General features: G+C 67.4%; 18 protein-coding genes. 7 read left to right on the top strand and 11 right to left on the bottom strand.

What is annotated here, in order from left to right:
• Positions 1-62 precede the first annotated feature (62 nt).
• Together odhB and G335_RS0103745 are read right to left on the bottom strand one after the other, a co-directional pair.
• Positions 63-1406 (bottom strand): 2-oxoglutarate dehydrogenase complex dihydrolipoyllysine-residue succinyltransferase, encoded by a 1344-nt coding sequence (odhB, locus tag G335_RS0103750; protein WP_018175960.1) that lies wholly within the window; start codon positions 1404-1406, stop codon positions 63-65.
• Between the two features lie 35 nt (positions 1407-1441).
• The gene (locus G335_RS0103745) at positions 1442-4252 is read right to left on the bottom strand and encodes a 2-oxoglutarate dehydrogenase E1 component (protein WP_018168861.1); all 2811 of its coding nucleotides are present in this window, start codon (positions 4250-4252) and stop codon (positions 1442-1444) included.
• Positions 4253-4441: 189 nt separating this feature from the next.
• Between G335_RS0103745 and uvrD the strand changes: the two genes are divergently transcribed.
• A complete protein-coding gene (gene uvrD, locus G335_RS0103740) occupies positions 4442-6646 on the top strand; it encodes a DNA helicase II (protein ID WP_038038012.1) in 2205 nt (734 codons plus the stop codon).
• A gap of 208 nt (positions 6647-6854) precedes the next feature.
• Here the strand turns inward: uvrD and G335_RS0103735 are convergent, their stop codons facing one another.
• Entirely contained in the window at positions 6855-7385 is a 531-nt protein-coding gene (locus G335_RS0103735) for a DsrE family protein (RefSeq protein WP_018168859.1), read from the bottom strand.
• A gap of 158 nt (positions 7386-7543) precedes the next feature.
• On the opposite strand from G335_RS0103735, the gene rpsT reads away from it, so the two are divergent.
• Complete coding sequence (rpsT, locus tag G335_RS0103730; RefSeq protein ID WP_019612252.1) at positions 7544-7813, top strand: 30S ribosomal protein S20; 270 nt, start codon at positions 7544-7546, stop codon at positions 7811-7813.
• Positions 7814-7978: 165 nt separating this feature from the next.
• On the opposite strand, the gene ggt is transcribed toward rpsT, so the two are convergent.
• From ggt to coaD, 3 genes are read right to left on the bottom strand one after another with little or no spacing between them, the layout of a single operon-like run.
• Positions 7979-9688 (bottom strand): gamma-glutamyltransferase, encoded by a 1710-nt coding sequence (gene ggt, locus G335_RS0103725; RefSeq protein WP_018175958.1) that lies wholly within the window; start codon positions 9686-9688, stop codon positions 7979-7981.
• Between the two features lie 8 nt (positions 9689-9696).
• Entirely contained in the window at positions 9697-9948 is a 252-nt protein-coding gene (locus G335_RS0103720) for a YfhL family 4Fe-4S dicluster ferredoxin (protein WP_018168857.1), read from the bottom strand.
• 33 nt (positions 9949-9981) lie between these two features.
• Positions 9982-10470: a pantetheine-phosphate adenylyltransferase gene (gene coaD / locus G335_RS0103715; RefSeq protein ID WP_018145020.1), complete on the bottom strand. Its 489-nt coding sequence runs from the start codon at positions 10468-10470 to the stop codon at positions 9982-9984.
• A 104-nt stretch (positions 10471-10574) separates the two neighbouring features.
• Between coaD and G335_RS0103710 the strand changes: the two genes are divergently transcribed.
• Entirely contained in the window at positions 10575-10802 is a 228-nt protein-coding gene (locus G335_RS0103710; protein WP_018168855.1) for a hypothetical protein, read from the top strand.
• Positions 10803-10898: 96 nt separating this feature from the next.
• Here G335_RS0103710 and G335_RS0103705 read toward each other — a convergent pair whose 3' ends face one another.
• From G335_RS0103705 to G335_RS0103695, 3 genes are all read right to left on the bottom strand, one after another.
• The gene (locus G335_RS0103705) at positions 10899-11909 is read right to left on the bottom strand and encodes a PA2778 family cysteine peptidase (protein WP_018175957.1); all 1011 of its coding nucleotides are present in this window, start codon (positions 11907-11909) and stop codon (positions 10899-10901) included.
• Positions 11910-11921: 12 nt separating this feature from the next.
• Positions 11922-12335: a PA2779 family protein gene (locus G335_RS0103700; protein ID WP_018145017.1), complete on the bottom strand. Its 414-nt coding sequence runs from the start codon at positions 12333-12335 to the stop codon at positions 11922-11924.
• A 104-nt stretch (positions 12336-12439) separates the two neighbouring features.
• Positions 12440-12877 carry a hypothetical protein gene (locus G335_RS0103695; RefSeq protein ID WP_018145016.1) on the bottom strand — a complete coding sequence of 146 codons (438 nt, stop codon included), beginning with the start codon at positions 12875-12877 and terminating at the stop codon, positions 12440-12442.
• A 152-nt stretch (positions 12878-13029) separates the two neighbouring features.
• On the opposite strand from G335_RS0103695, the gene G335_RS0103690 reads away from it, so the two are divergent.
• Positions 13030-13254 carry a GDCCVxC domain-containing (seleno)protein gene (locus G335_RS0103690; protein WP_018175956.1) on the top strand — a complete coding sequence of 75 codons (225 nt, stop codon included), beginning with the start codon at positions 13030-13032 and terminating at the stop codon, positions 13252-13254.
• Positions 13251-13886, top strand: a complete 636-nt coding sequence (merB, locus tag G335_RS0103685; protein WP_018175955.1) for an organomercurial lyase — start codon at positions 13251-13253, stop codon at positions 13884-13886. Before G335_RS0103690 ends, merB begins: the two co-directional genes overlap by 4 nt.
• On the opposite strand, the gene G335_RS0103680 is transcribed toward merB, so the two are convergent.
• Positions 13883-15148 carry a 6-phosphofructokinase gene (locus G335_RS0103680; RefSeq protein WP_018175954.1) on the bottom strand — a complete coding sequence of 422 codons (1266 nt, stop codon included), beginning with the start codon at positions 15146-15148 and terminating at the stop codon, positions 13883-13885. The genes merB and G335_RS0103680 overlap by 4 nt on opposite strands.
• A gap of 217 nt (positions 15149-15365) precedes the next feature.
• Between G335_RS0103680 and G335_RS0103675 the strand changes: the two genes are divergently transcribed.
• On the top strand, positions 15366-16379 hold the full coding sequence (locus G335_RS0103675) for a class 1 fructose-bisphosphatase (RefSeq protein ID WP_018175953.1): 1014 nt from the start codon (positions 15366-15368) through the stop codon (positions 16377-16379).
• A gap of 135 nt (positions 16380-16514) precedes the next feature.
• Positions 16515-17858 (top strand): chromate efflux transporter, encoded by a 1344-nt coding sequence (gene chrA, locus G335_RS0103670; RefSeq protein ID WP_018175952.1) that lies wholly within the window; start codon positions 16515-16517, stop codon positions 17856-17858.
• Positions 17859-17894: 36 nt separating this feature from the next.
• Here the strand turns inward: chrA and G335_RS0103665 are convergent, their stop codons facing one another.
• Positions 17895-18896, bottom strand: coding sequence for a 2-hydroxyacid dehydrogenase (locus G335_RS0103665; RefSeq protein ID WP_018175951.1), 1002 nt, complete (start codon positions 18894-18896; stop codon positions 17895-17897).
• Positions 18897-19090: the final 194 nt, after the last annotated feature.

Genomic DNA, 19090 nt, shown 5'->3' with positions numbered 1-19090 from the left:
CAGCCGTCACGTGGGATGCGGCTTGAGTCGCAGCCCTGACGCCACCACTCCACCTCACAGGGTCAAACGTCGAGCAGCAACCGTGCCGGGTCCTCGATGGCTTCCTTGATGGCGACCAGGAACTGCACCGCCTCGGCACCGTCGACCAGGCGGTGGTCGTAGGACAGGGCGACGTACATCATCGGCCGGACGACGACCTCGCCGTCCACCGCGACCGGGCGTTCCTTGATCGCGTGCATGCCGAGGATCGCGCTCTGCGGCGGATTCAGGATCGGCGTGGAGAACAACGAACCGAACACGCCCCCGTTGGTGATGGTGAAGGTGCCACCGCGCAGCTCGTCGATATCCAGCTTGCCGTCGCGGGCACGCTCGGCGTAGTCGCGGATACGCCGCTCGATCTCGGCGATGGAGGCGTTTCCGGTATCGCGCAGGACCGGCACCACCAGTCCGCGCGAGGAGGAGACTGCAATGCCGATGTCGCTGTAGTGGTGATAAACGATCTCTTCGCCATCCAGTGCGGCATTGACGACCGGGAAGCGCTCGAGCGCGCGGCTGGCCGCGGCCACGAACAGGCCCATGAAGCCGAGCTTGATGGAATGGCGCTTCTCGAAGGGCTCCTTGTAGCGGCTACGCAGGGCCATCGCCGCGGACATGTCGACCTCGTTGAAGGTGGTCAGCATCGCGGTGGTCTGCTTCGCCTCCAGCAGCCGTTCCGCGATGCGCGCCCGCAGGCGGGTCATCGGCACACGCTCGATGCGCTCGGCGCGGTCTCCGGGGTCGGCCGCATGCCCCTGGGGTCGCGCCGCCCCGACGGAACCCGATGGCTTCGAAGAAGCCGCGGGCGCGCTGCGATCGCTGCACGCACGCTCCACATCGGCACGCTGGATGCGCCCGTCGTCGCCGGTGCCCTCGACATCCTCCGGACGCAGGCCGGCTTCCTGCAGCAGGCGCCGCACGGCCGGCGTGGGCGGCGGCGGGCTACCGGCCGCTCCGTTCTCGGCCCCGGACGGCGCGGGCTCGGGTGAGGAGGCAGCGACCGGTTTCCCTTCCCGATCCCCCGTTGCAACAGACGCTGGCTTGCCGCCCTCCGTGGCTGTCGATGCCCTGGAAGGCGCTGCCTCATCCTCGGTCTCTTCGTCCGGGTCCTCCGGGACGGCTTCGGCGGGACCCAGATAACCCAGGATCGCGTCGGCCTTGACCACATCACCCTCGTTGGCGGAGAGCTCGACCAGGGTGCCCGCACTGGGGGCCGACACCTCGAGGACCACCTTGTCGGTCTCCAGCTCGGCGATCAGCTCGTCGCGCTTGACGGCGTCACCAGCCTTTTTGTGCAGGGCGATCACAGTCGCATCGGCGACCGACTCGGGGAGTTCCGGGACCTGGATCGGGGTGCGATCGGATGCCATCTCGCTTCCTTGTTCTGTGCGTCTTTATCGAATGTTCAGGGCGTGGGGTGCGGCGTGTCACGCGAGCTGATCGGCCCGAACGCGCGCTCGAGCAGATCTTTCAGCTGCGCCTTGTGCACCTCGGGGTAACCGACGGCGGGCGCGGCGGCCGGGGGTCTCGCGACGGCGTGCAGGGTCTGGCCACGCACCGCCAGCAGCGGGTTGATACGCGGGGCGACAAACTCCAGGTAACCCTGGTTCTCCGGTTCATCCTGGACCCAGACGAATTCATCCGCCTCCGGATAACGCCCCAGCAATTCGGTCAGGCGCGCCTCGGGGAAGGGGTAACACTGCTCCAGGCGCAGGATCGCCGTATCCGCGTGCTCGCCCTCGGCCTGGCGCGCGGCCAGATCGTAGAAGATGCGCCCACTGGTCATCAGCACGCGCTTCACCTTGCCGGGATCCTCGATACGGGCGTCGTCGATGACCGTCTGGTACTGGCCCGTCGCCAGCGCATCGAGGTCGGAGACCGCGTCCTTGTGGCGCAAAAGGCTCTTCGGGGTCATCACGATCAGTGGCTTGCGATAGGGCCGCAGCATCTGCCGGCGCAGCAGGTGAAACATCTGCGCCGGCGTAGTGGGCACGCAGACCTGCATGTTCTCCTGCGCCGCCAGTTGCAGGAAGCGCTCCGGGCGGGCCGAGGAGTGCTCCGGCCCCTGCCCCTCGTAGCCGTGGGGCAGCAACAGGGTCAGGCCGGACAGGCGCCCCCACTTCTGCTCGCCGGAGGAGATGAACTGGTCGATCACCACCTGAGCGCCGTTCACGAAGTCGCCGAACTGCGCCTCCCAGACCACCAGAGCCTCGGGCGCGGCAGTGGCATAGCCGTATTCGAAGGCGAGCACGCCCTCCTCGGACAACAGCGAATCGATCACCAGGAAACGCGGGTGGTCCGGATCCAGGCGCCGCAGCGGGACGATGGCCTTGCCGGTCTCCTGGTCGTGCAGGACCGCATGGCGGTGGAAGAAGGTGCCCCGGCTGGAGTCCTGCCCGGACAGGCGAATGCGGTAGCCGTCCTGGATCAGCGCGCCGTAGGCCAGGGTCTCGGCCGCACCCCAGTCCAGCGGCTGCTCGCCGCGCGCCATGGCCACGCGGGCATCCAGGATCTTCTGCACGCGGTCGTTCAGTCGGAAACCCTCCGGCGGGGTGGAAAGCTGCTCGAGGGTGCGCGCCAGACGGTCGGCGGGGGCGCCGGTGTCCACATCCTGGTCCCAGGTCTGGTTCAGATAGGGGCCCCAGTTGGTCGAGGATCCGGCATGGCTGTTGCGCTCGCGCAGCAACGACAGCGCCACCGGCTGGCCGGCATCCAGTCGGCCGCGATAGTCCTCCAGCGCTTGCTCCTGTGCGTCTTCGGTCGTCAGGCCCTCGCGGATCAGGCGTCTGGCGTAACGCTCGCGGGTCGTCGGCAGGTCGCGGATACGACGATACATATGCGGCTGCGTCGCGGCCGGCTCGTCGGCCTCGTTGTGGCCCTGGCGGCGGTAGCAGACGAGATCGATGACCACGTCCTTGCCGAAGCGCATGCGGTAGTCCAGCGCGATCTGGGTGATGAACACCACGGCCTCGGGATCATCGCCATTCACATGCAGGATGGGCGCGTTCACCATCTTGGCGACATCCGTGGCGTAATGCGTCGAACGAGCGTCCTTCAGGGTCGAAGTCGTGAAACCGATCTGGTTGTTCACCACCACATGCACGGTGCCCTTGGTGGAGAAGCCCCGGGTCTGGGACATGTTCAGGGTCTCCATGACCACGCCCTGCCCGGCAAAGGCGGCATCGCCATGGATCACCACCGGCATCACCCGGTTGCCCTTGCGATCGCCGATACGCACCTGGCGCGCCCGCACCGAACCCTCCACCACCGGGGTGACGATCTCCAGGTGCGAGGGATTGAAGGCCAGCGCCAGATGCACCCGACCGCCCGGGGTATCCAGGTCCGAGGAGAAACCCATGTGGTATTTCACGTCGCCGGTGCCACGGTCGTCGCGCGGACGCCCCTCGAACTCGTTGGCCAGCTCCTCCGGGGACTTGCCGAACAGGTTGACCAGCACGTTGAGGCGTCCGCGGTGTGCCATGCCGACCACGAACTCCTGCAGCCCGCGCGCGCCGCCCCGCTGGATCAGGGCATTCAGCAGCGGGATCAGGCTCTCCGCGCCTTCCAGCGAGAAGCGCTTCTGCCCGACATAGCGCCGATGCAGATAGCGCTCCAGACCCTCGGCCGCGGTCAGACGCTCGAGGATCGCCAGGCGGGTGTCGTCATCGAAACCGAAGTGGCCATGGGCCGATTCCAGACGCTCCTGCAGCCAGCGCTTCTCGTCGGTGGCCATCAGGTGCATGTATTCCGCGCCGATGCCGGCGCAGTAGGTCTCCTTCAGCACCCGTTCGATCGTATCCAGCGAAACCCGCCCGTCGATGAACAGCGAGCCCGGATCAAAGGTGACATCGGGGCCGACCTGGTCGAGGCCGTGATGCTCGCGGCTCAGCTCGCGCGGTGGCTCCGGCGGTTCGCGCTCCAGAGGATCCAGACGGGCGCCAAAGTGACCGAGGTAGCGGTAGGCATTGATGAACTGCAGCACGCGGATCTGCAGCTGTTCATGGGCCAGATCCGGACGATCGGTGGAGCGCCGGCGGCGTTCCGGGCGCGGCGCCCCTTCCAGCGAGCGGAAGTAATCGGCCCAGGCCGGCGGGACGGAATCGGGCTCGTCCTGGTAGCGCTCCAGCAGATCCTCGGCGAAAGCGAGGTTATCCGGGTGCAGCTCCTGCCCGGATACGGGGCTGTCCAGCCGGTGCCGGGATGGCATCTCGTTCATTCGCGGTCTCTTCCCATTCCTGATGCGTCGGCCTTTGGGACCTGATCGGCGCGCGAGGTTCCCGCGCGGAGTCGATGAATCAGCGTCTTCTTGAAGGCTGCCTCCGAGGGTAGCGCGTTTGCGCGGGCGAAGGCACACGGCCCGCATGCGGAACGTGCGATTCCGGCCGGGTTTCCCTACCATTCGCGCATGGATGTCTCCCCCCTGCTCGATTCCCTCAACCCGGCCCAGCGCGAGGCCGTGGCCGCCCCGCCGCATCCGGTGCTGGTCCTGGCCGGCGCCGGCTCCGGCAAGACCCGCGTGCTGGTGCACCGCATCGCCTGGCTGATTGGCGTCGAGGGCGTGGCCCCGCACAGCCTGCTGGCGGTCACTTTCACCAACAAGGCGGCGGCCGAGATGCGCGGGCGCATCGAGTCGCTGCTGGGGCACCCGGCCACCGGGCTGTGGGTCGGGACCTTCCATGGCCTCGCCCACCGCCTGCTGCGCCAGCACTGGCAGGAGGCGAAGCTGCCGCAGGCCTTCCAGATCCTCGACTCCGATGACCAGCTGCGCATGGTCAAGCGCGTGCTGCGCGCCCTGGAGCTGGACGAGTCGCGCTGGCCGCCCAAGCAGGCGCAGTGGTACATCAACGCGCGCAAGGACGAGGGCTCGCGCCCGGAACACCTGCCGGATACCGGCGACCCGGTCGCCCGCCAGTGGGTACGCGTCTACACCACCTACCAGCAGGCCTGCGAGCGCGCCGGTGTGGTGGACTTCGCCGAGCTGATGCTGCGCTCGCTGGAATTGCTGCGCGACAACAAGGCCCTGCTGGAGCACTACCGCACGCGCTTTCGCCACGTGCTGGTCGACGAATTCCAGGACACCAACGACATCCAGTACGGCTGGCTGCGCCTGCTCGCCGGGGACAGCCCGGTATTCGCCGTGGGCGACGACGACCAGTCGATCTACGGCTGGCGCGGCGCGAAGATCGAGAACATCCAGCACTTCCAGAAGGACTACCCGGGCACCCAGGTCGTGCGCCTGGAGCAGAACTACCGCTCCAGCGCCAACATCCTGAACGCGGCCAACGCCCTGATCCGGCACAACTCGGGCCGTCTGGGCAAGGAGCTGTGGACCGAGGGCCACGAAGGCGCACCGGTCCGCCTGTACACCGCGCTGAACGAGCAGGAAGAGGCGCGCTTCATCGCCGAGACCATCGCCCGCCACGTGGACCAGGGCGGGCTGTACCGCGAGTGCGCGGTGCTGTATCGCTCCAATGCCCAGTCACGCGTGCTGGAAGAGACCTTCATCGGCCGGCGCATGCCCTACCGGGTCTACGGCGGCCTGCGCTTCTTCGAGCGCCAGGAGATCCGCGATGCCCTGGCCTACCTGCGCCTGGCCGGCAACGGCGATGACGATGCCGCCTTCCTGCGCGTGGTCAACCAGCCCCCGCGCGGGATCGGCGAGAAGACCCTGGAGGGCCTGCGCCAGGCCGCCCAGGCAGCCGACACCAGCCTGCTGCAGGCCGCCACTCACGCGGTGGACGCCGACGCCCTGCCCGGACGCGCGCGCACCGCGGTCGCCGGGTTCGTGCAGCTGGTCCGCACCCTGCAGCAGGAGCTCCCGCGCCAGCCGCTGGCCGATCAGGTGGAACAGGCAATCGAGCGCGCGCAATTGCGCGAGCACTACAAAAAGGAAAAGGGCGAGCGTGGCGAGGCACGGCTGGAAAACCTGGACGAGCTGGTAGGGGCCGCGCGCGCCTTCGACATGAGCAGCACCGCCGAGAGCGAGGAAGGCGAGGGCAATCGCCTGACCGAATTCCTCGCCCACGCGGCACTGGAGGCCGGCGAGGGTGCGGCCGACCCGCACGAGGACGCGGTGCAGATGATGACCCTGCACTCGGCCAAGGGCCTGGAGTTTCCGCTGGTCTTCCTGACCGGCATGGAAGAGGGGCTGTTCCCCAACGCCCGCTCGCTGGAGGAGCCGGGGCGACTGGAGGAGGAGCGCCGCCTGGCCTATGTCGGCATGACCCGCGCCGAACAGGAGCTGTACCTGATCCATGCCGAGACGCGGCGGCTGTATGGACGCGAGTCCTACAACGTCGCCTCGCGCTTCATCAACGAGATCCCCGAGGGCGCGCTGGAAGTGCTGCGCCCGCAGGCCTCGCCGTATGGCGCGGGCCGCTTTGCCGCGGCCCGGAACAAGACGGCGGGCTTCGGGGCCATGGATGCGCAGGCCGCCGAGGCCTCCGCGGCGGGCCTGGCGATCGGCGCACGGGTGCACCACGCGAAGTTCGGCGAGGGGCTGATCACCCAGTTCGAGGGTTCCGGCAACTCGGCCCGGGTCCAGGTGAACTTCGCCCACGCCGGCTCCAAGTGGCTGGTGCTGAGCTTCGCCAAGCTCGAAGTCCTGTAATCCACGACTGAACGGGCACGCCCGACACGGCCTGCTTGCACCACGAAGGGCACGGAGAAAAAGGACTCGAGGGGGTATTGCGCAAGGCCGGCGCACCCTGTCCGCGATGCCCCAGTATCGCACCCACCCCTGGCCGTCTCCGGACCTTCGTGGAGACACGAAAAAGCCCCGCCGAGGCGGGGCTTCGGGTCAAGCATGCGGAAGACCCTTACTCGATCTTGATGTAGGCGAAGCCTTCCTCGTTCTGCAGCTCGGCCACGCGCACCACACCCGAGGGCACGAAGGTGACGTGGTCATAGATCAGGTCCTCGTCCAGTCCGATCTGCGAACGGGTGATCTCGCACAGCTCGAGCTTCACGCCGTGGGTGCTGGCGAGGCTCATCAGGCGCCCACGCAGGGTGTCGCGCTCTTCCTTGAGCTCCTCGTCGGCCTCGAACGGGGTATCAGCCAGGTCGTCATCGGTCAGGAAGCGGATGCCGTGCGCCACGAACACGATGCGCACGTCGGCATCGATAAACTCGTTCTGGTAATGCGTCATCATATTGTTGATGCTGGTCAGCATCGCGGAGAAGCGGCGCGGGTCGGCAAAGTCGGCGTGATAGACGACCTTGGCCTCCGGCTCGAAGGCCTTGGCCTGCGGCATGAAGGCAATGCTGGCCAGCAGGAGCGCCACGAACAGCAGGGCCATGCCCGATGCTGTCGCCGGTGCGGCCCGAAGGGTCTGGTTGAATCGATTCATCCTGTTCTCCTTTGAATGGCTTTCTTTCTTCTACAGTAGACGCATGGACGGCCCCAGGCCATCCCCATCACGCGCACGACCCGGTTGACGCTGGAGTGCTCCGGGGGTATGCTCTGCCGCCTTTCCAGAACCTAGCGATTTAACGCGAGGGAAGTACTTTGGCAAATATTGCTTCTGCCCGTAAGCGGGCCCGTCAGGCGGTCAAGAACCGCGCCCACAACATGGGGCTGCGCTCCCGTTTCCGCACGGCCATGAAGGCCGTGCTGAAGCCGCTGCACAAGGGCGATGCCCAGGCGGCCGCCGAGGCCTACAAAGAGGCCGTTCCGGTGATCGACAAGACCGTGAGCAAGGGCCTGATTCACCGCAACAAGGCGGCTCGCCACAAGAGCCGCCTGAACGCCCGCATCCGCGATCTGGCCCAGGGCTAAGCCCCCGGGTTCCGGGCCGGTACTGCCGGCCCGGCGGTTGCAGTGAATCGAAAAAGCCGCTCCCCGATCTCGGGGTGCGGCTTTTTGTGTGGGCGCAATTCGTGAAGGCCAGGGATACGCTGATTCATTCGCGCGCCCCCTGTGCGCGCGTCCACCAGCGCGTCTTCAGGGCTGGAACACCCGCGCCTCGCCCTCGCCGCGCGGATCGGAAGCCGCCTCCAGGCGACCCGCCCCGCGCTCCCACAGGATGGCGTTCATGTCACCGAACGGACGCACCTGCGGCACCAGCTGATGCCCTCGCGAGACCAGCTGGCCACGCAGTTCGGCATCGAACGCCCCGGTTTCGTGTTCCACCCGATCGGGCAAATACTGGTGGTGATAGCGAGGCGCCGCGACGACCTCCTCGATGGATTGCCCCTCGAGCACGCCGAACACGCCGTGCAGGACCATGGTAATGATGCGGCTGCCACCCGGCGTGCCCAGGATCGCCACGCGATCCTGGGTCTCGACGAAGGTCGGGCTCATGCTCGACAACGGGCGGCGCTGCGGCGCGATGGCATTGGCCTCGAAACCGACCAGGCCATAGGCGTTGGGCTCGCCCGGCTTGGCCGAGAAGTCGTCCATCTCGTTGTTCAGCAGCACGCCCGTCCCGGGCACCACGTAGCCGGACCCAAACGGGTAGTTCAGCGTCAGCGTGGCCGCGACCCGGTTGCCCTCGGCGTCGATCACGGAAAAGTGCGTCGTCTCGCGACTCTCGGCCGCGGCCGAGCCCGGAACCTCGGGCTGCGGCTCCACTGACAGCGGCAGGTAGCGGCTGGGGGTGGCCGTGTCGGGATGGATGGTAGCGCGCAGACCGGCCGCGTATTCGCGCGACAGCAGCCGCTTCAGCGGCATATCCACATGGTCCGGATCGCCCAGGTACTCGGCGCGATCACGATAGGCGCGGCGCATCGCCTCGATGGTCAGGTGGACGCGCATGTCCGGCGCCAGTGCCTCGAGGTCGTAGAACGCCAGGATGTTCAGGATCTGGCCGAGCGCGACCCCGCCGGAAGATGGCGGCGAGGCGGTGGTGATCGTGGCGCCAAGATAGTCCAGACGCACGGGGTCGCGCTCGACGACCGCGTACCCCGCCAGGTCGTCCAGAGTCCAGATACCGCCGGCCTCGCGCACGCCGGCGACCAGGCGCTCGGCCAGATCACCGGTATAGAAACCATCACGGCCTTCGTCCGCCAGGCGCCGAAGGGTCACGGCCAAGTCCGGCTGGCGCAGAATCGCGCCTTCGTCCGGCAGGCGACCCGCCTCAAGGTAAATGTCTCGTGCGTCAGCCCCGTCGCGCAGGGCCTGATGACGAAAGCCCGCCATCTGCAGGTAGCGGCCGCTGACCGGAACACCGTCCTCGGCCAGACGGATCGCCGGGGCCAGGCTGTCGGCCAGCGAAAGGCGTCCGTATTCCCGCGCCAGGTGATCCATGCCAGCGGGCATGCCGGGGATGCCGGCGCCAAGCACGCCATCCAGCGACAAGCCGTCGATCACCTCGCCGTCGGCATCCAGATACATGTCGCGGTCGGCCGCGGCCGGGGCGGTCTCGCGGGCATCGAGCATCACGCTGCGGTCGGAGGATGCCTCGTACAGCAGGAAGAACCCGCCGCCCCCGAGCCCGGAGCCGTAGGGCTCGGCTACACCCAGGGCGGCGGTAATCGCGACGGCGGCATCGAAGGCGTTGCCGCCGTCGCGCAGCACGGCCTCGCCCGCCTCGGTGGCGGCCGGATGCGCGCTCGCCACTGCGTGCTGCCCCGGCCCGGCCAGCGCCAGCGGCGCCGCCAGCGACAGGGTGACGAGGACCGTGCAGTGCAGGAGCGGGCGACGCCAATCCATGTCGCGGCCTACTTCGCGGCCATCAGGGCGTCGTACTTGGCCGTCAGCTGCTCGCGGGTCTCCTTGTGATCGGGATCCAGCGGGATGCAGTCCACCGGGCAGACCTGCTGGCACTGCGGCTCGTCGAAATGGCCGACACATTCGGTGCACAGGGCGGGGTCGATCTCGTAGATCTCGTCCCCCGGGTAGATGGCCTCATTCGGGCACTCGGGCTCGCAGACATCGCAGTTGATGCATTCGTCGGTGATCATCAGGGCCATGGGCCGTTCCTCGTATCCAGTGGCGGGGCCCGGCTAGCGTGCTGCGCCGTTTTGTTCGGCCAGCATGCGCGCCACACCGGGGCTAACGAATTTTGAGACGTCGCCGCCCAATCGGGCGATTTCCCGTACCAGACTGGAGGAGACGAAGCTGTACTCCTCCGCTGGCGTCAGAAACAGCGTTTCGACCTCCGGCGCAAGCTGTCGGTTCATCGCTGCGAGCTGGAATTCATGTTCAAAGTCGGACACCGCCCGCAATCCGCGCAGGATCACGTTGGCCTGCTGCGCATGAACAAAGTGCGCGAGCAGGACATCGAAGCCCTGCACCTCCACGCCGGGGATGTCACCTACCGCCTGCTCGGCCAGGGCCACGCGGGTCTCCAGCGGGAAGGCCGGGCCCTTGTTGGGACTGGCGGCCACCGCGACTACCACGCGATCGAACAACCGTGCCGCACGCCGCACGATGTCCGTGTGACCGTGGGTGATCGGGTCGAAGGTGCCAGGATAGATGGCAGTAACGGACATGGGCGAAAGGCCGGTCAGGAAAGCCCCCATTAGACCGCAAGCACCGCGAACAGACAAAATGCCTTTCGCGCACGCCGCGCCCGCACCAAACTAAGGACAGCCCGATGAGTGACGACTACCGCCCCCCGCTTGCCGACTACTGGGACCAGCTCGAGTCCCGCTACGGCGGCGGCTTCAACTTCCATCAGATCTCGCGCGACGAACTGGCGCAATTGGTGGAACACCTGCGTCAAGCGGTAAAGAATGACCCGCAGGTCACGGACGTGGAGAAGCAGAACCTGGGCCTGGTGCTCAAGCACGCCGAACAGGCCCTGGAAAAACGCTCGACCTAACGCAACAGGGACTGTCCCTGCGAGCGGTGCGCGGTCATCCACACCCTGCCGATCGCCGCGGGCTTCGCGACTCGCGATGACGGAAGCCGTGCGGTCTTACCGCGCGCGTGCCTCGGTCGCCACGGCACAGGGCGGCAGGGCTCGACACTCGGCGCCGCCGTCCGGAGCCTCCGCCGCAGCGCCCAGGGTGCGCGCATACGCTCCCGGTCCCGCCAGATCGGCCGCACAGCTCGCGGCCTCGCGTGCCTGCTCGCCGCACTCGCGAGCGATCAGCACGTGCGCGAGGTTGTTCCAGCCCTCGTGGCGGGCCGGATCGCGCTCGACCAGCGCCCGCAGGGCATTCTCCGCCGCCGGCAGATCGCCCTGGGCAAAGGCCACGTTGGCGCGACCCACGTAGGGGATCGGTTCATCGGGCCAGCGGTCCATGGCGGTTTCGTAGCCCGTGGCCGCCGCCGCAAAGCGCCCGGTCTGTTCCAGTTCGTTGACCGCACGCAGCCAGCGCAGCGGCTGGGCGGTGGCCGGCAGGGTATCGGGGGACATCACAAGGAAGGCCCAGCGCTCACCCCGCGCCCAGGTGCGCTCGAAGCGGGCGAAGGAATTCACGTGGCGCTGGATCGGGCCGCTGCGCAGGAAGATCTCCCGATCCTCCAGGTCGTATCCGATAACCACCGCAAAGTGCCATTCCGGGATCAGGGCCACCCCGAGGTTCTGAAACACCACTACCGGGTTGCCCGCCGCCACCTCGCGCAGGATCGCCTCCAGTTGGGGCTCGATACGGTAGGCCACCTGGTCGCGCGCGCGCACCGCCGCGCGCATCTCGGTCTGCAGGCTGCCCGCGCGGGCGGGGATGTAAACCTCCTCGATCAGATCATCCAGCGCGGCGTCGATCCCCCGGGCATTCAACGCCGTGGCCAGCGCGGCGGGGCCGCACTGGTATTGCTCCTGGGGAAAGAACGGCGTGTCAGCCAGTTCGACGCGCGCCGGCAGGTCCGTCGGACGCTCGCTCGCCAGACCCGCGCTCTGCGGCGCGGTGGCACAACCGGTCAGCCAGAGAAGCGCGGCGAGCGCGAGAAACCCCGTAACTCGCCGCGTCGAGATGGACCCCATGCAGGGCGTGGCTTAGCGGGACGGTCCGACAAACGAGAAGATGTCGGTCACACCCACCGCATCCAGGATCACGAACACCACGAACACGATGGCGACCACACCCAGGACGCTGGCCGCGCCGGCCGGGTCGGTCTCCATGTGCGCCTCCAGCTGCGCCAGTTCGTCGTCGGTCAGGCGGGCCACACGCTGCTCGGCGCGCTCGGGATCAACCCCCATCTCGATCAGCTGCGCGCGAACCTCGGCGTCATTGAGCTGTTCCAGCAACTGGGCGCGGGTGTCGTCCGCGCTGGCCTGCTGGATCATGCTGCCGGTATCCAGCATGCCGACATCGGCGAATGCCGGGGTGGCGGGCAGCAGGGTCAGGGCCAGCGCGACCAGCAGTGCCGCGGGTGCGGACAGAACTCGACGGAACGAATGAACGCTCATGGGCAGACTCCTTGAAATCGGTGAACGGTTGTTAGAAGTGTAGCCCGCCAGAACCGCGAATTGACCGGCCGCAAACGAAAATCGCGGCCGGTTTCACACGTCTGTCAGCTTTCGTCGGGGGCGTCGACCACCTTGATCTCGTACTCCAGGACCTCGACACCACGCGCCCAGGCCCCGCCGCACACGGAGTTGTCGCGCGTGCGCTCCTGGGTCTCGCCCGGACCCAGCGTGCGCCACAGGCGGGTCGTCGTGCGCACGTCGTCTTCCAGCTCTCCGGGGCAGTTGTAGGCGGTCTTGGTGACCCGGACTTCCAGCCAGTCATCCGTGTTGTTGGTCGCGCGCCACTGTCCGCGCACATTGGCGCAGCCGTATTCGTGCATGCGGTATTCGAAGGCGACCTCGTCCGGCGAACCGTCCGCCGGGGCAAAGTAGGCGCCCTGGGCCGCGACCTGGCCGGGCGCGACAAACGCGGCGGCCAGCACACTGGCAGCGGTCAGGGCGAGGGTGCGATTGAGAATGCGCGAGTACATGATTTCCTCCATCCGGGATCCGGTTGTGGGCCCGTCTTGCGCGGGCTTGGCAGAGAATAGACGCTGGCCAGACGGCGTTTGTGCCGATTCCGGTTGTCTGGCGGGGTTTTTCCCGCCAGCCCCGGTCGTTGGCTCCCATCCTCGCAAACCGAGCTGAAACGCATATGAACGAGATCGTGCCCGATTCGACCCTGACCTGCCCGGAATGCGGGCACCAGAAGACGGAAACGATGCCCACCGACGCCTGCCAGTGGTTCTACGAATGCACCGGCTGCGGGGCCCTGCTCCGGCCGATTCCAGGAGACTGCTGCGTGTTCTGCTCCTACGGCACCGTGCCCTGTCCGCCCATTCAGCAGGAGGGCCCGGGCGGCTGCTGCGCCTCGTCATGAGGCCGGCGCACGTGACCGCCGCCCTGGGACGCCTGCGCGGCGACTTCCCGCTGGAACAGCGCCTGCGGGATGCCCCCGAAGCCGTGCGCGCCGCCTATCTCGAAGTCCTGGAACACTGGCGCCAGCGCGGACGGCCACCAGAGGCCCGGGAGCTGGATATCCGCGCGCTGGAGCGACTGGCCGCGCTGGATGCCGTGGCCCATCAGGCCCAGGGTCTGGGCTGCTACCCGTACAGCGCCGCACCGGGGCGGATCACGGTCAGCGTCGCCGGGCGCGGTCCAGTCGCCGCGATGTGCGCCGTCGACGCGCTGGCCATCCCGATGCTGAGCGGCGCGCATAGCCGGCTCGAGGCGGCTTGCAGCCACTGCGGTGCGGCGCTCAGCCTGGAATCCGGGCCCACCGCGGTTGCGGATACGGCCTCCGTGTGGGTGCATTACCGGCCGCGCCGCACGGACAACACCCCGTGCTGCACCAGCCTTTGTGAGGGCATCACCTTCGTCTGTGCGCGTTGTGCATCGGCCGAACACGCGGACTATCTGCGCGTCGACGAGGCGGACAGAGTCGCCCGGCAGTTTTTCGCCTTCCAGCGGGCCTGGCTGGACGCCGACGCCCACTCGCCCGGAAACGACTAGTCGGTCTTGACCTCGAACGGAGGGCAACGCTTGGGCAGCAATTCGCCCCGGATGCGCGGGTAGCAGGGCAGGCCCTGGTCGAACGGCGGGGCGTCCTCGCCCTGGATCAGCGGGCGCAGGTAATCGCGCGCGGCCTGGGTGATGCCGTAGCCGTCCGGGGTGATGTACTCGCGCGGCATGCCCTGCTCGACGTCGGCCACGGTCTCCAGCGGGGTAAAACCGATACTCCAGCGGTAGGGATCGTTGGAATCGCGGCGGATGATCGGCATGAAGGCATCCTCGCCGGCCACCACGCCCTCCACCGCCGCACGGCCACAGGCATAGGCCTGCTCCACGTCCACCTTCGACGCGATATGCCGCGCGGAGCGCTGGATATAGTCGACCACCGCCCAGTGCAGCTTGTGTCCGGTCTGTTCGCGGATCAGCTCGGCCAGGCGCGGGGCGGCGCCGCCCAGCTGGGTGTAGGCATACACATCATGGCTTTGTGCCACCGAGAACAGGGTGCCATCCGGATTCTTCAGACCCTCGGAGACCACCACCACACAGTAGCCGTGACGCTCGATGGTCCGGTTCAGGTGCTCGAGAAAGTCGTCCTGGTCAAACGGGGTCTCGGCGAACAGGATCAGCATCGGCGGCTGGCCGTCGAACTCCTGTGCCAGCGCGGCGGCGGCCGCCAGCCAGCCCGCATGCCGACCCATTACCTCGAGCACGAACACCTTGGTGGAACTGGTGTGCATGGACTCGACATCCAGACTGGCCTCGCGCACGACCGTGGCGATGAACTTGGCGGCGGAGCCGAACCCGGGGCTGGAGTCGGTCACGGCGAGATCGTTGTCGATCGTCTTGGGCACGCCGATCGCCTTGATCGGGAAGCCCATGCGATCCCCCATCCTGGCGATCTTCAGCGCGGTATCCATGGAACCGCCGCCGCCGTTGTAGAAGAAGGTGCCGATGTCATGGGCGCGGAAGACCTCGACCAGGCGTTCGTACTGTTCCGGATCCTTGTCGGGATCGCCCAGGTCGAAACGGCAGGAGCCGAACGCCCCGCCGGGGGTATGACGCAGGGCCGCGAGGGTCAGCGGGTCCTCCTGATCCAGATCGATGATCTCCTCGCGCAGGACACCGAGGATGCCGTCGCGCGCCGCATAGATCTTGCCGAAATGGGCCGGATGGGCGCGCACCGCCTCGATCACCCCCCAGGCGCTGGCGTTGATGACGGCGGTAACCCCGCCGGACTGGGCGTACAGCGCGTTTTGCGGCATGCGAATCTCCCTTGTGGATACAGCCCCGGATGCCATGCACGACAAGTGCCAGCCCGCTCAAGCCATGAACTACCCGTCGGATCGGCCCATCCGGGTGCTTTTGCTACACTATGCCGGTTAAGACACTCGGCGCACCGGGGCCGTTCGCCCCGTCATGGTGCTCACGCACCTCGATTGCGCGGTGTCACCCGATTCACAACACCATCAGGATTGCATCATGCATATCGGCACGACTTTGACCAACTACATTATCGAGACCCAGCGCGGTATCCAGGGCGCGACCGGCGAATTCACCGGCCTGCTGAACGATATCTCGGTGGCCTGCAAGAAGATCTCCGACCTCGTCGACAAGGGTGACCTGGTCGGCGTTCTCGGCTCCGCCGGCTCCGAGAACGTGCAGGGCGAGACGCAGAAGAAGCTCGACATCATCACCAACGAGGTGTTCATCGAGGCCCTGGGCCACAACGGCCACGCCGCCGGCCTCGCCTCCGAGGAGATGGACGAGATCTGCGAGATGCCGGCCGGCGCCCCGCGCGGTCATTACCTGGTCCTGTTCGACCCGCTGGACGGCTCCTCCAACATCGACGTGAACGTCTCCGTCGGCACGATCTTCTCCATCCTGAAGGCGCCGGAAGGCGTCTCCGATCCGAAGACCGAGGACTTCCTGCAGCCGGGCACCAAGCAGATCGCCGCCGGCTACTGCCTGTACGGCCCGTCCACCATGATGGTGCTGACCACCGGCAAGGGCGTGCAGATGTTCACCCTGGACAAGGACTTCGGCGAGTTCCTGCTGACCAAGGACAGCGTGCAGATCCCGGAAGACACCGAGGAATTCGCGATCAACATGTCCAACAGCCGCTTCTGGGAGGCCCCGGTCAAGCGCTACATCGACGAATGCCTGGCCGGCAAGGAAGGCGCCCGCGACAAGGACTTCAACATGCGCTGGGTGGCCTCCATGGTCGCCGAGGTGCACCGCATCCTGTCGCGCGGCGGCGTGTTCATGTACCCGATGGACTCCAAGATGCAGGCCAAGGGCACCGCCGGCAAGCTGCGCCTGATGTACGAGGCCAACCCGATGAGCTTCATCATCGAGCAGGCCGGCGGCGCCTCCACCACCGGTCGCGAGCGCATCATGGATATCAGCCCCACGGGCATTCACCAGCGCGTGCCGGTGGTCCTGGGCGCGAAAAGCGAAGTGGAGCGGATCACCCGCTACCACAACGAGGGCTAAGAACCCCTCGCGCCTCGGGCACCCCGATGCGCTCCCCAAGGCCCGGCCCCGCAAGGCGCCGGGCCTTTTTGTTGCAATCAAGGACAACGCGGATGGGCTCGGACAAGCGCTGCCCAATCCGAACGGACGTGACGGATGACAGAGCCCTCGGATAAACGACCAGACGCCCCGACCCGGGGCGAAGCCTTTCGCTACTGGCTCAAGCTCGGCTTCATCTCGTTCGGGGGTGCCGCCGGGCAAATCGGGATGATGCACGAGGAGCTGGTGGAACGGCGTCGCTGGGTCTCCGAGAACCGCTTCCTGCATGCGCTGAACTACGCGATGGTCCTGCCCGGCCCGGAGGCGCAACAGCTGGCGACCTATCTCGGCTGGCTCCTGCACGGCACCTTCGGCGGCCTGATGGCGGGGCTGCTGTTCATCCTGCCCTCGCTGGTCCTGATCACCGGGCTGTCCTGGGTGTACCTGGCCTTTGGCGACGTGCCCACGGTGGAGGCCGTGTTCTACGGCATCAAGCCGGCGGTGATCGCAATCATCGTCTATGCCGGCTGGCGCATCGGCGGACGCGTGTTGAACAACGGCCTGCTATGGCTGATGGCCGTTGCGGCGTTCCTGGCGATCTTTGTGCTCAACATCCCGTTCCCGTACATCATCATCGCCGCGGGGCTGCTCGGCTGGCTGGGCAGCCGGGTCTGGCCGGAACGCTTCCGGAGCGGCGAATCGCACAGCGCCGGCAGCCACAAGGCCACGGGGCCGGCCGTGGTGGACGACGACACCCCACCCGCGCCCTGGATGCAGTTTCGCTGGTCGCGGGTGTTCCGCTTCCTCTTGGTCGGCCTGGGCCTGTGGGCCGCCGTCTTCGGCATGCTGCTCGCGGTATTTGGGTGGGACGCCACGCTGACCCGCATGGGCCAGTTCTTCACCCAGACCGCGTTGGTGACCTTCGGCGGGGCCTACGCGGTGCTGCCGTATGTCTATCAAGGCGGAGTGGAGACGTACGGCTGGCTGAGCCCGACCCAGATGATCGACGGGCTGGCGCTGGGCGAGGCCACGCCGGGGCCGCTGATCATGGTGGTCACCTTCGTCGGCTTCATCGGCGGCTGGACCCAGGCGTTTCTCGGCCCGGATCAGGTACTGCTGGCCGCCTTGCTCGGGGCGCTGGTCGCGACCTTCTTCACCTTCCTGCCGTCGTTCCTGTTCATCCTGGTGGGCGCGCCCCTGGTCGAACGCACCCGGGGCGATCTGCACTTCACCGGCCCGCTGACCGGCATTACCGCCGCCGTGGTCGGGGTGATCGTGAACCTGGCCGTGTTCTTCACCTGGCACGTCCTGTGGCCCGCCGGCTTCGAGGGCACCTTCGAGTGGTTCTCGGCCCTGCTCGGGATCGCCGCCTTTATGGCCCTGGCCCGTTTCCGGGTGGGCATCATCCCGCTAATCCTCATCTGCGCCGCGCTCGGTGCGGGGTATCGGCTCCTGCTGTAGGCACCCTGGCCTGCTGGGCCAGGCGAAAGGCACCGATCAAACCACTCGGCCCTCCAGGGTAGCCGCAGCCTCGGTATTGGCCGCCAGCACCTGCAGGTTGGTCACCGTGTGGTCCGCGATGTTGGTCAGCGCCTCGCGAGTCAGGAAGGCCTGGTGGCCGGTGACCAGCACGTCGTCGCGCTGCATCAGCCGCGCCAGGCGGCGATCGGGCAGCCCGGCCAGCGACCAGTCGCGGAAGAACAGCGAGGCCTCGTTCTCGTACACATCCATCGCCAGCCCGCCGAGCTGACCGGACTCCAACGCGGCCTCGGCCGCATCCGTGTCGACCAGCGCCCCGCGGGCGGTGTTGATCAGGAAGGCCCCGCGCGGCAGCCGCGCCAGGGTCTCGGCATTGATCATGTGGCGGTTCTCGCGGGTCAGTGGACAGCTGAGGCTGAGCACCTCGGACTGCGCCAGCAGCGCATCCAGCTCGAGGTACTGGACGCCCGCGGCCTGCAGCTCGGCGTTCGGATACGGGTCGTGCGCCGCCACCCGGCAGCCGAAGCCCAGCATGATGCGCGCAAAGGCCTGGCCGATGCGGCCGGTGCCGACGATGCCCACCGAGCGGCCAACGAGATCGAATCCGGTCAGGTGATCGAGGCGAAAATCACCTCGCCGCGTGCGGTCCCAGGCGAGGTGAACGCGCCGGTTCAGCGTCATCAGCAGGGCGACGGCGTGCTCCGCAATCGCGTTCGGGGAATAGGCCGGCACCCGGGCCACGCGCACGCCACGCTCGCGGGCGCGGTCGATATCCAGGTTGTCGTAGCCGGAACAGCGCAGCGCCACCACATGCACCCCGTGATCGGCGAGCCCGTCGATCACGCGCCGGTGCAAGTCATCGTTGGTAAAGACGCAGACCGCATCCGACCCTGTGGCAAGGTGCACCGTCTCTGCGGTCAGGCGTTCGGCATGCAGGAGAGGCTTCATGTCCGCCGCTTGAAAAGCAGGGAGCAGAAACTCGCGATCGTGTTGCTGAACACTGAATACGGTGACCCGCATAACGTTCTCTCTAATCCATAGGTTGGATAGGGGTTCGCGTAGTACCTGCGCACGCTAGGTCCCCAAGGGGTTTCCCAACGATGCCTCGTTCCGGTGTTTGCGCATGAGGGAGGAACCGGCCCTGGGCAGCGACGATGCGCGTGCCCCATGGAACCGCCCCCGAGACCGGACGATGGCACCAGCGGGGGCCCAGC

The sequence above is a fragment of the Thioalkalivibrio sp. AKL8 genome (assembly GCF_000380525.1).
Lineage (GTDB): Bacteria > Pseudomonadota > Gammaproteobacteria > Ectothiorhodospirales > Ectothiorhodospiraceae > Thioalkalivibrio > Thioalkalivibrio versutus.
Note: the sequence above shows the minus strand (reverse complement) of the source record. Positions and strands in the feature narration are given on the sequence as shown.

Bases quoted from the DNA above. Each gene is read 5' to 3' on its own strand.
- G335_RS0103720 (WP_018168857.1), bottom strand. From the start codon at position 9,948: ATGGCCCTGATGATCACCGACGAATGCATCAACTGCGATGTCTGCGAG.
- G335_RS0103665 (WP_018175951.1), bottom strand. From the start codon at position 18,896: ATGCGGGTCACCGTATTCAGTGTTCAGCAACACGATCGCGAGTTTCTG.
- uvrD (WP_038038012.1), top strand. From the start codon at position 4,442: ATGGATGTCTCCCCCCTGCTCGATTCCCTCAACCCGGCCCAGCGCGAG.
- G335_RS0103705 (WP_018175957.1), bottom strand. From the start codon at position 11,909: ATGGGGTCCATCTCGACGCGGCGAGTTACGGGGTTTCTCGCGCTCGCC.
- G335_RS0103710 (WP_018168855.1), top strand. From the start codon at position 10,575: ATGAGTGACGACTACCGCCCCCCGCTTGCCGACTACTGGGACCAGCTC.
- odhB (WP_018175960.1), bottom strand. From the start codon at position 1,406: ATGGCATCCGATCGCACCCCGATCCAGGTCCCGGAACTCCCCGAGTCG.
- G335_RS0103700 (WP_018145017.1), bottom strand. From the start codon at position 12,335: ATGAGCGTTCATTCGTTCCGTCGAGTTCTGTCCGCACCCGCGGCACTG.
- G335_RS0103690 (WP_018175956.1), top strand. From the start codon at position 13,030: ATGAACGAGATCGTGCCCGATTCGACCCTGACCTGCCCGGAATGCGGG.
- coaD (WP_018145020.1), bottom strand. From the start codon at position 10,470: ATGTCCGTTACTGCCATCTATCCTGGCACCTTCGACCCGATCACCCAC.
- G335_RS0103745 (WP_018168861.1), bottom strand. From the start codon at position 4,252: ATGAACGAGATGCCATCCCGGCACCGGCTGGACAGCCCCGTATCCGGG.
- ggt (WP_018175958.1), bottom strand. From the start codon at position 9,688: ATGGATTGGCGTCGCCCGCTCCTGCACTGCACGGTCCTCGTCACCCTG.
- merB (WP_018175955.1), top strand. From the start codon at position 13,251: ATGAGGCCGGCGCACGTGACCGCCGCCCTGGGACGCCTGCGCGGCGAC.
- chrA (WP_018175952.1), top strand. From the start codon at position 16,515: ATGACAGAGCCCTCGGATAAACGACCAGACGCCCCGACCCGGGGCGAA.
- G335_RS0103735 (WP_018168859.1), bottom strand. From the start codon at position 7,385: ATGAATCGATTCAACCAGACCCTTCGGGCCGCACCGGCGACAGCATCG.
- G335_RS0103675 (WP_018175953.1), top strand. From the start codon at position 15,366: ATGCATATCGGCACGACTTTGACCAACTACATTATCGAGACCCAGCGC.
- G335_RS0103680 (WP_018175954.1), bottom strand. From the start codon at position 15,148: ATGCCGCAAAACGCGCTGTACGCCCAGTCCGGCGGGGTTACCGCCGTC.
- G335_RS0103695 (WP_018145016.1), bottom strand. From the start codon at position 12,877: ATGGAGGAAATCATGTACTCGCGCATTCTCAATCGCACCCTCGCCCTG.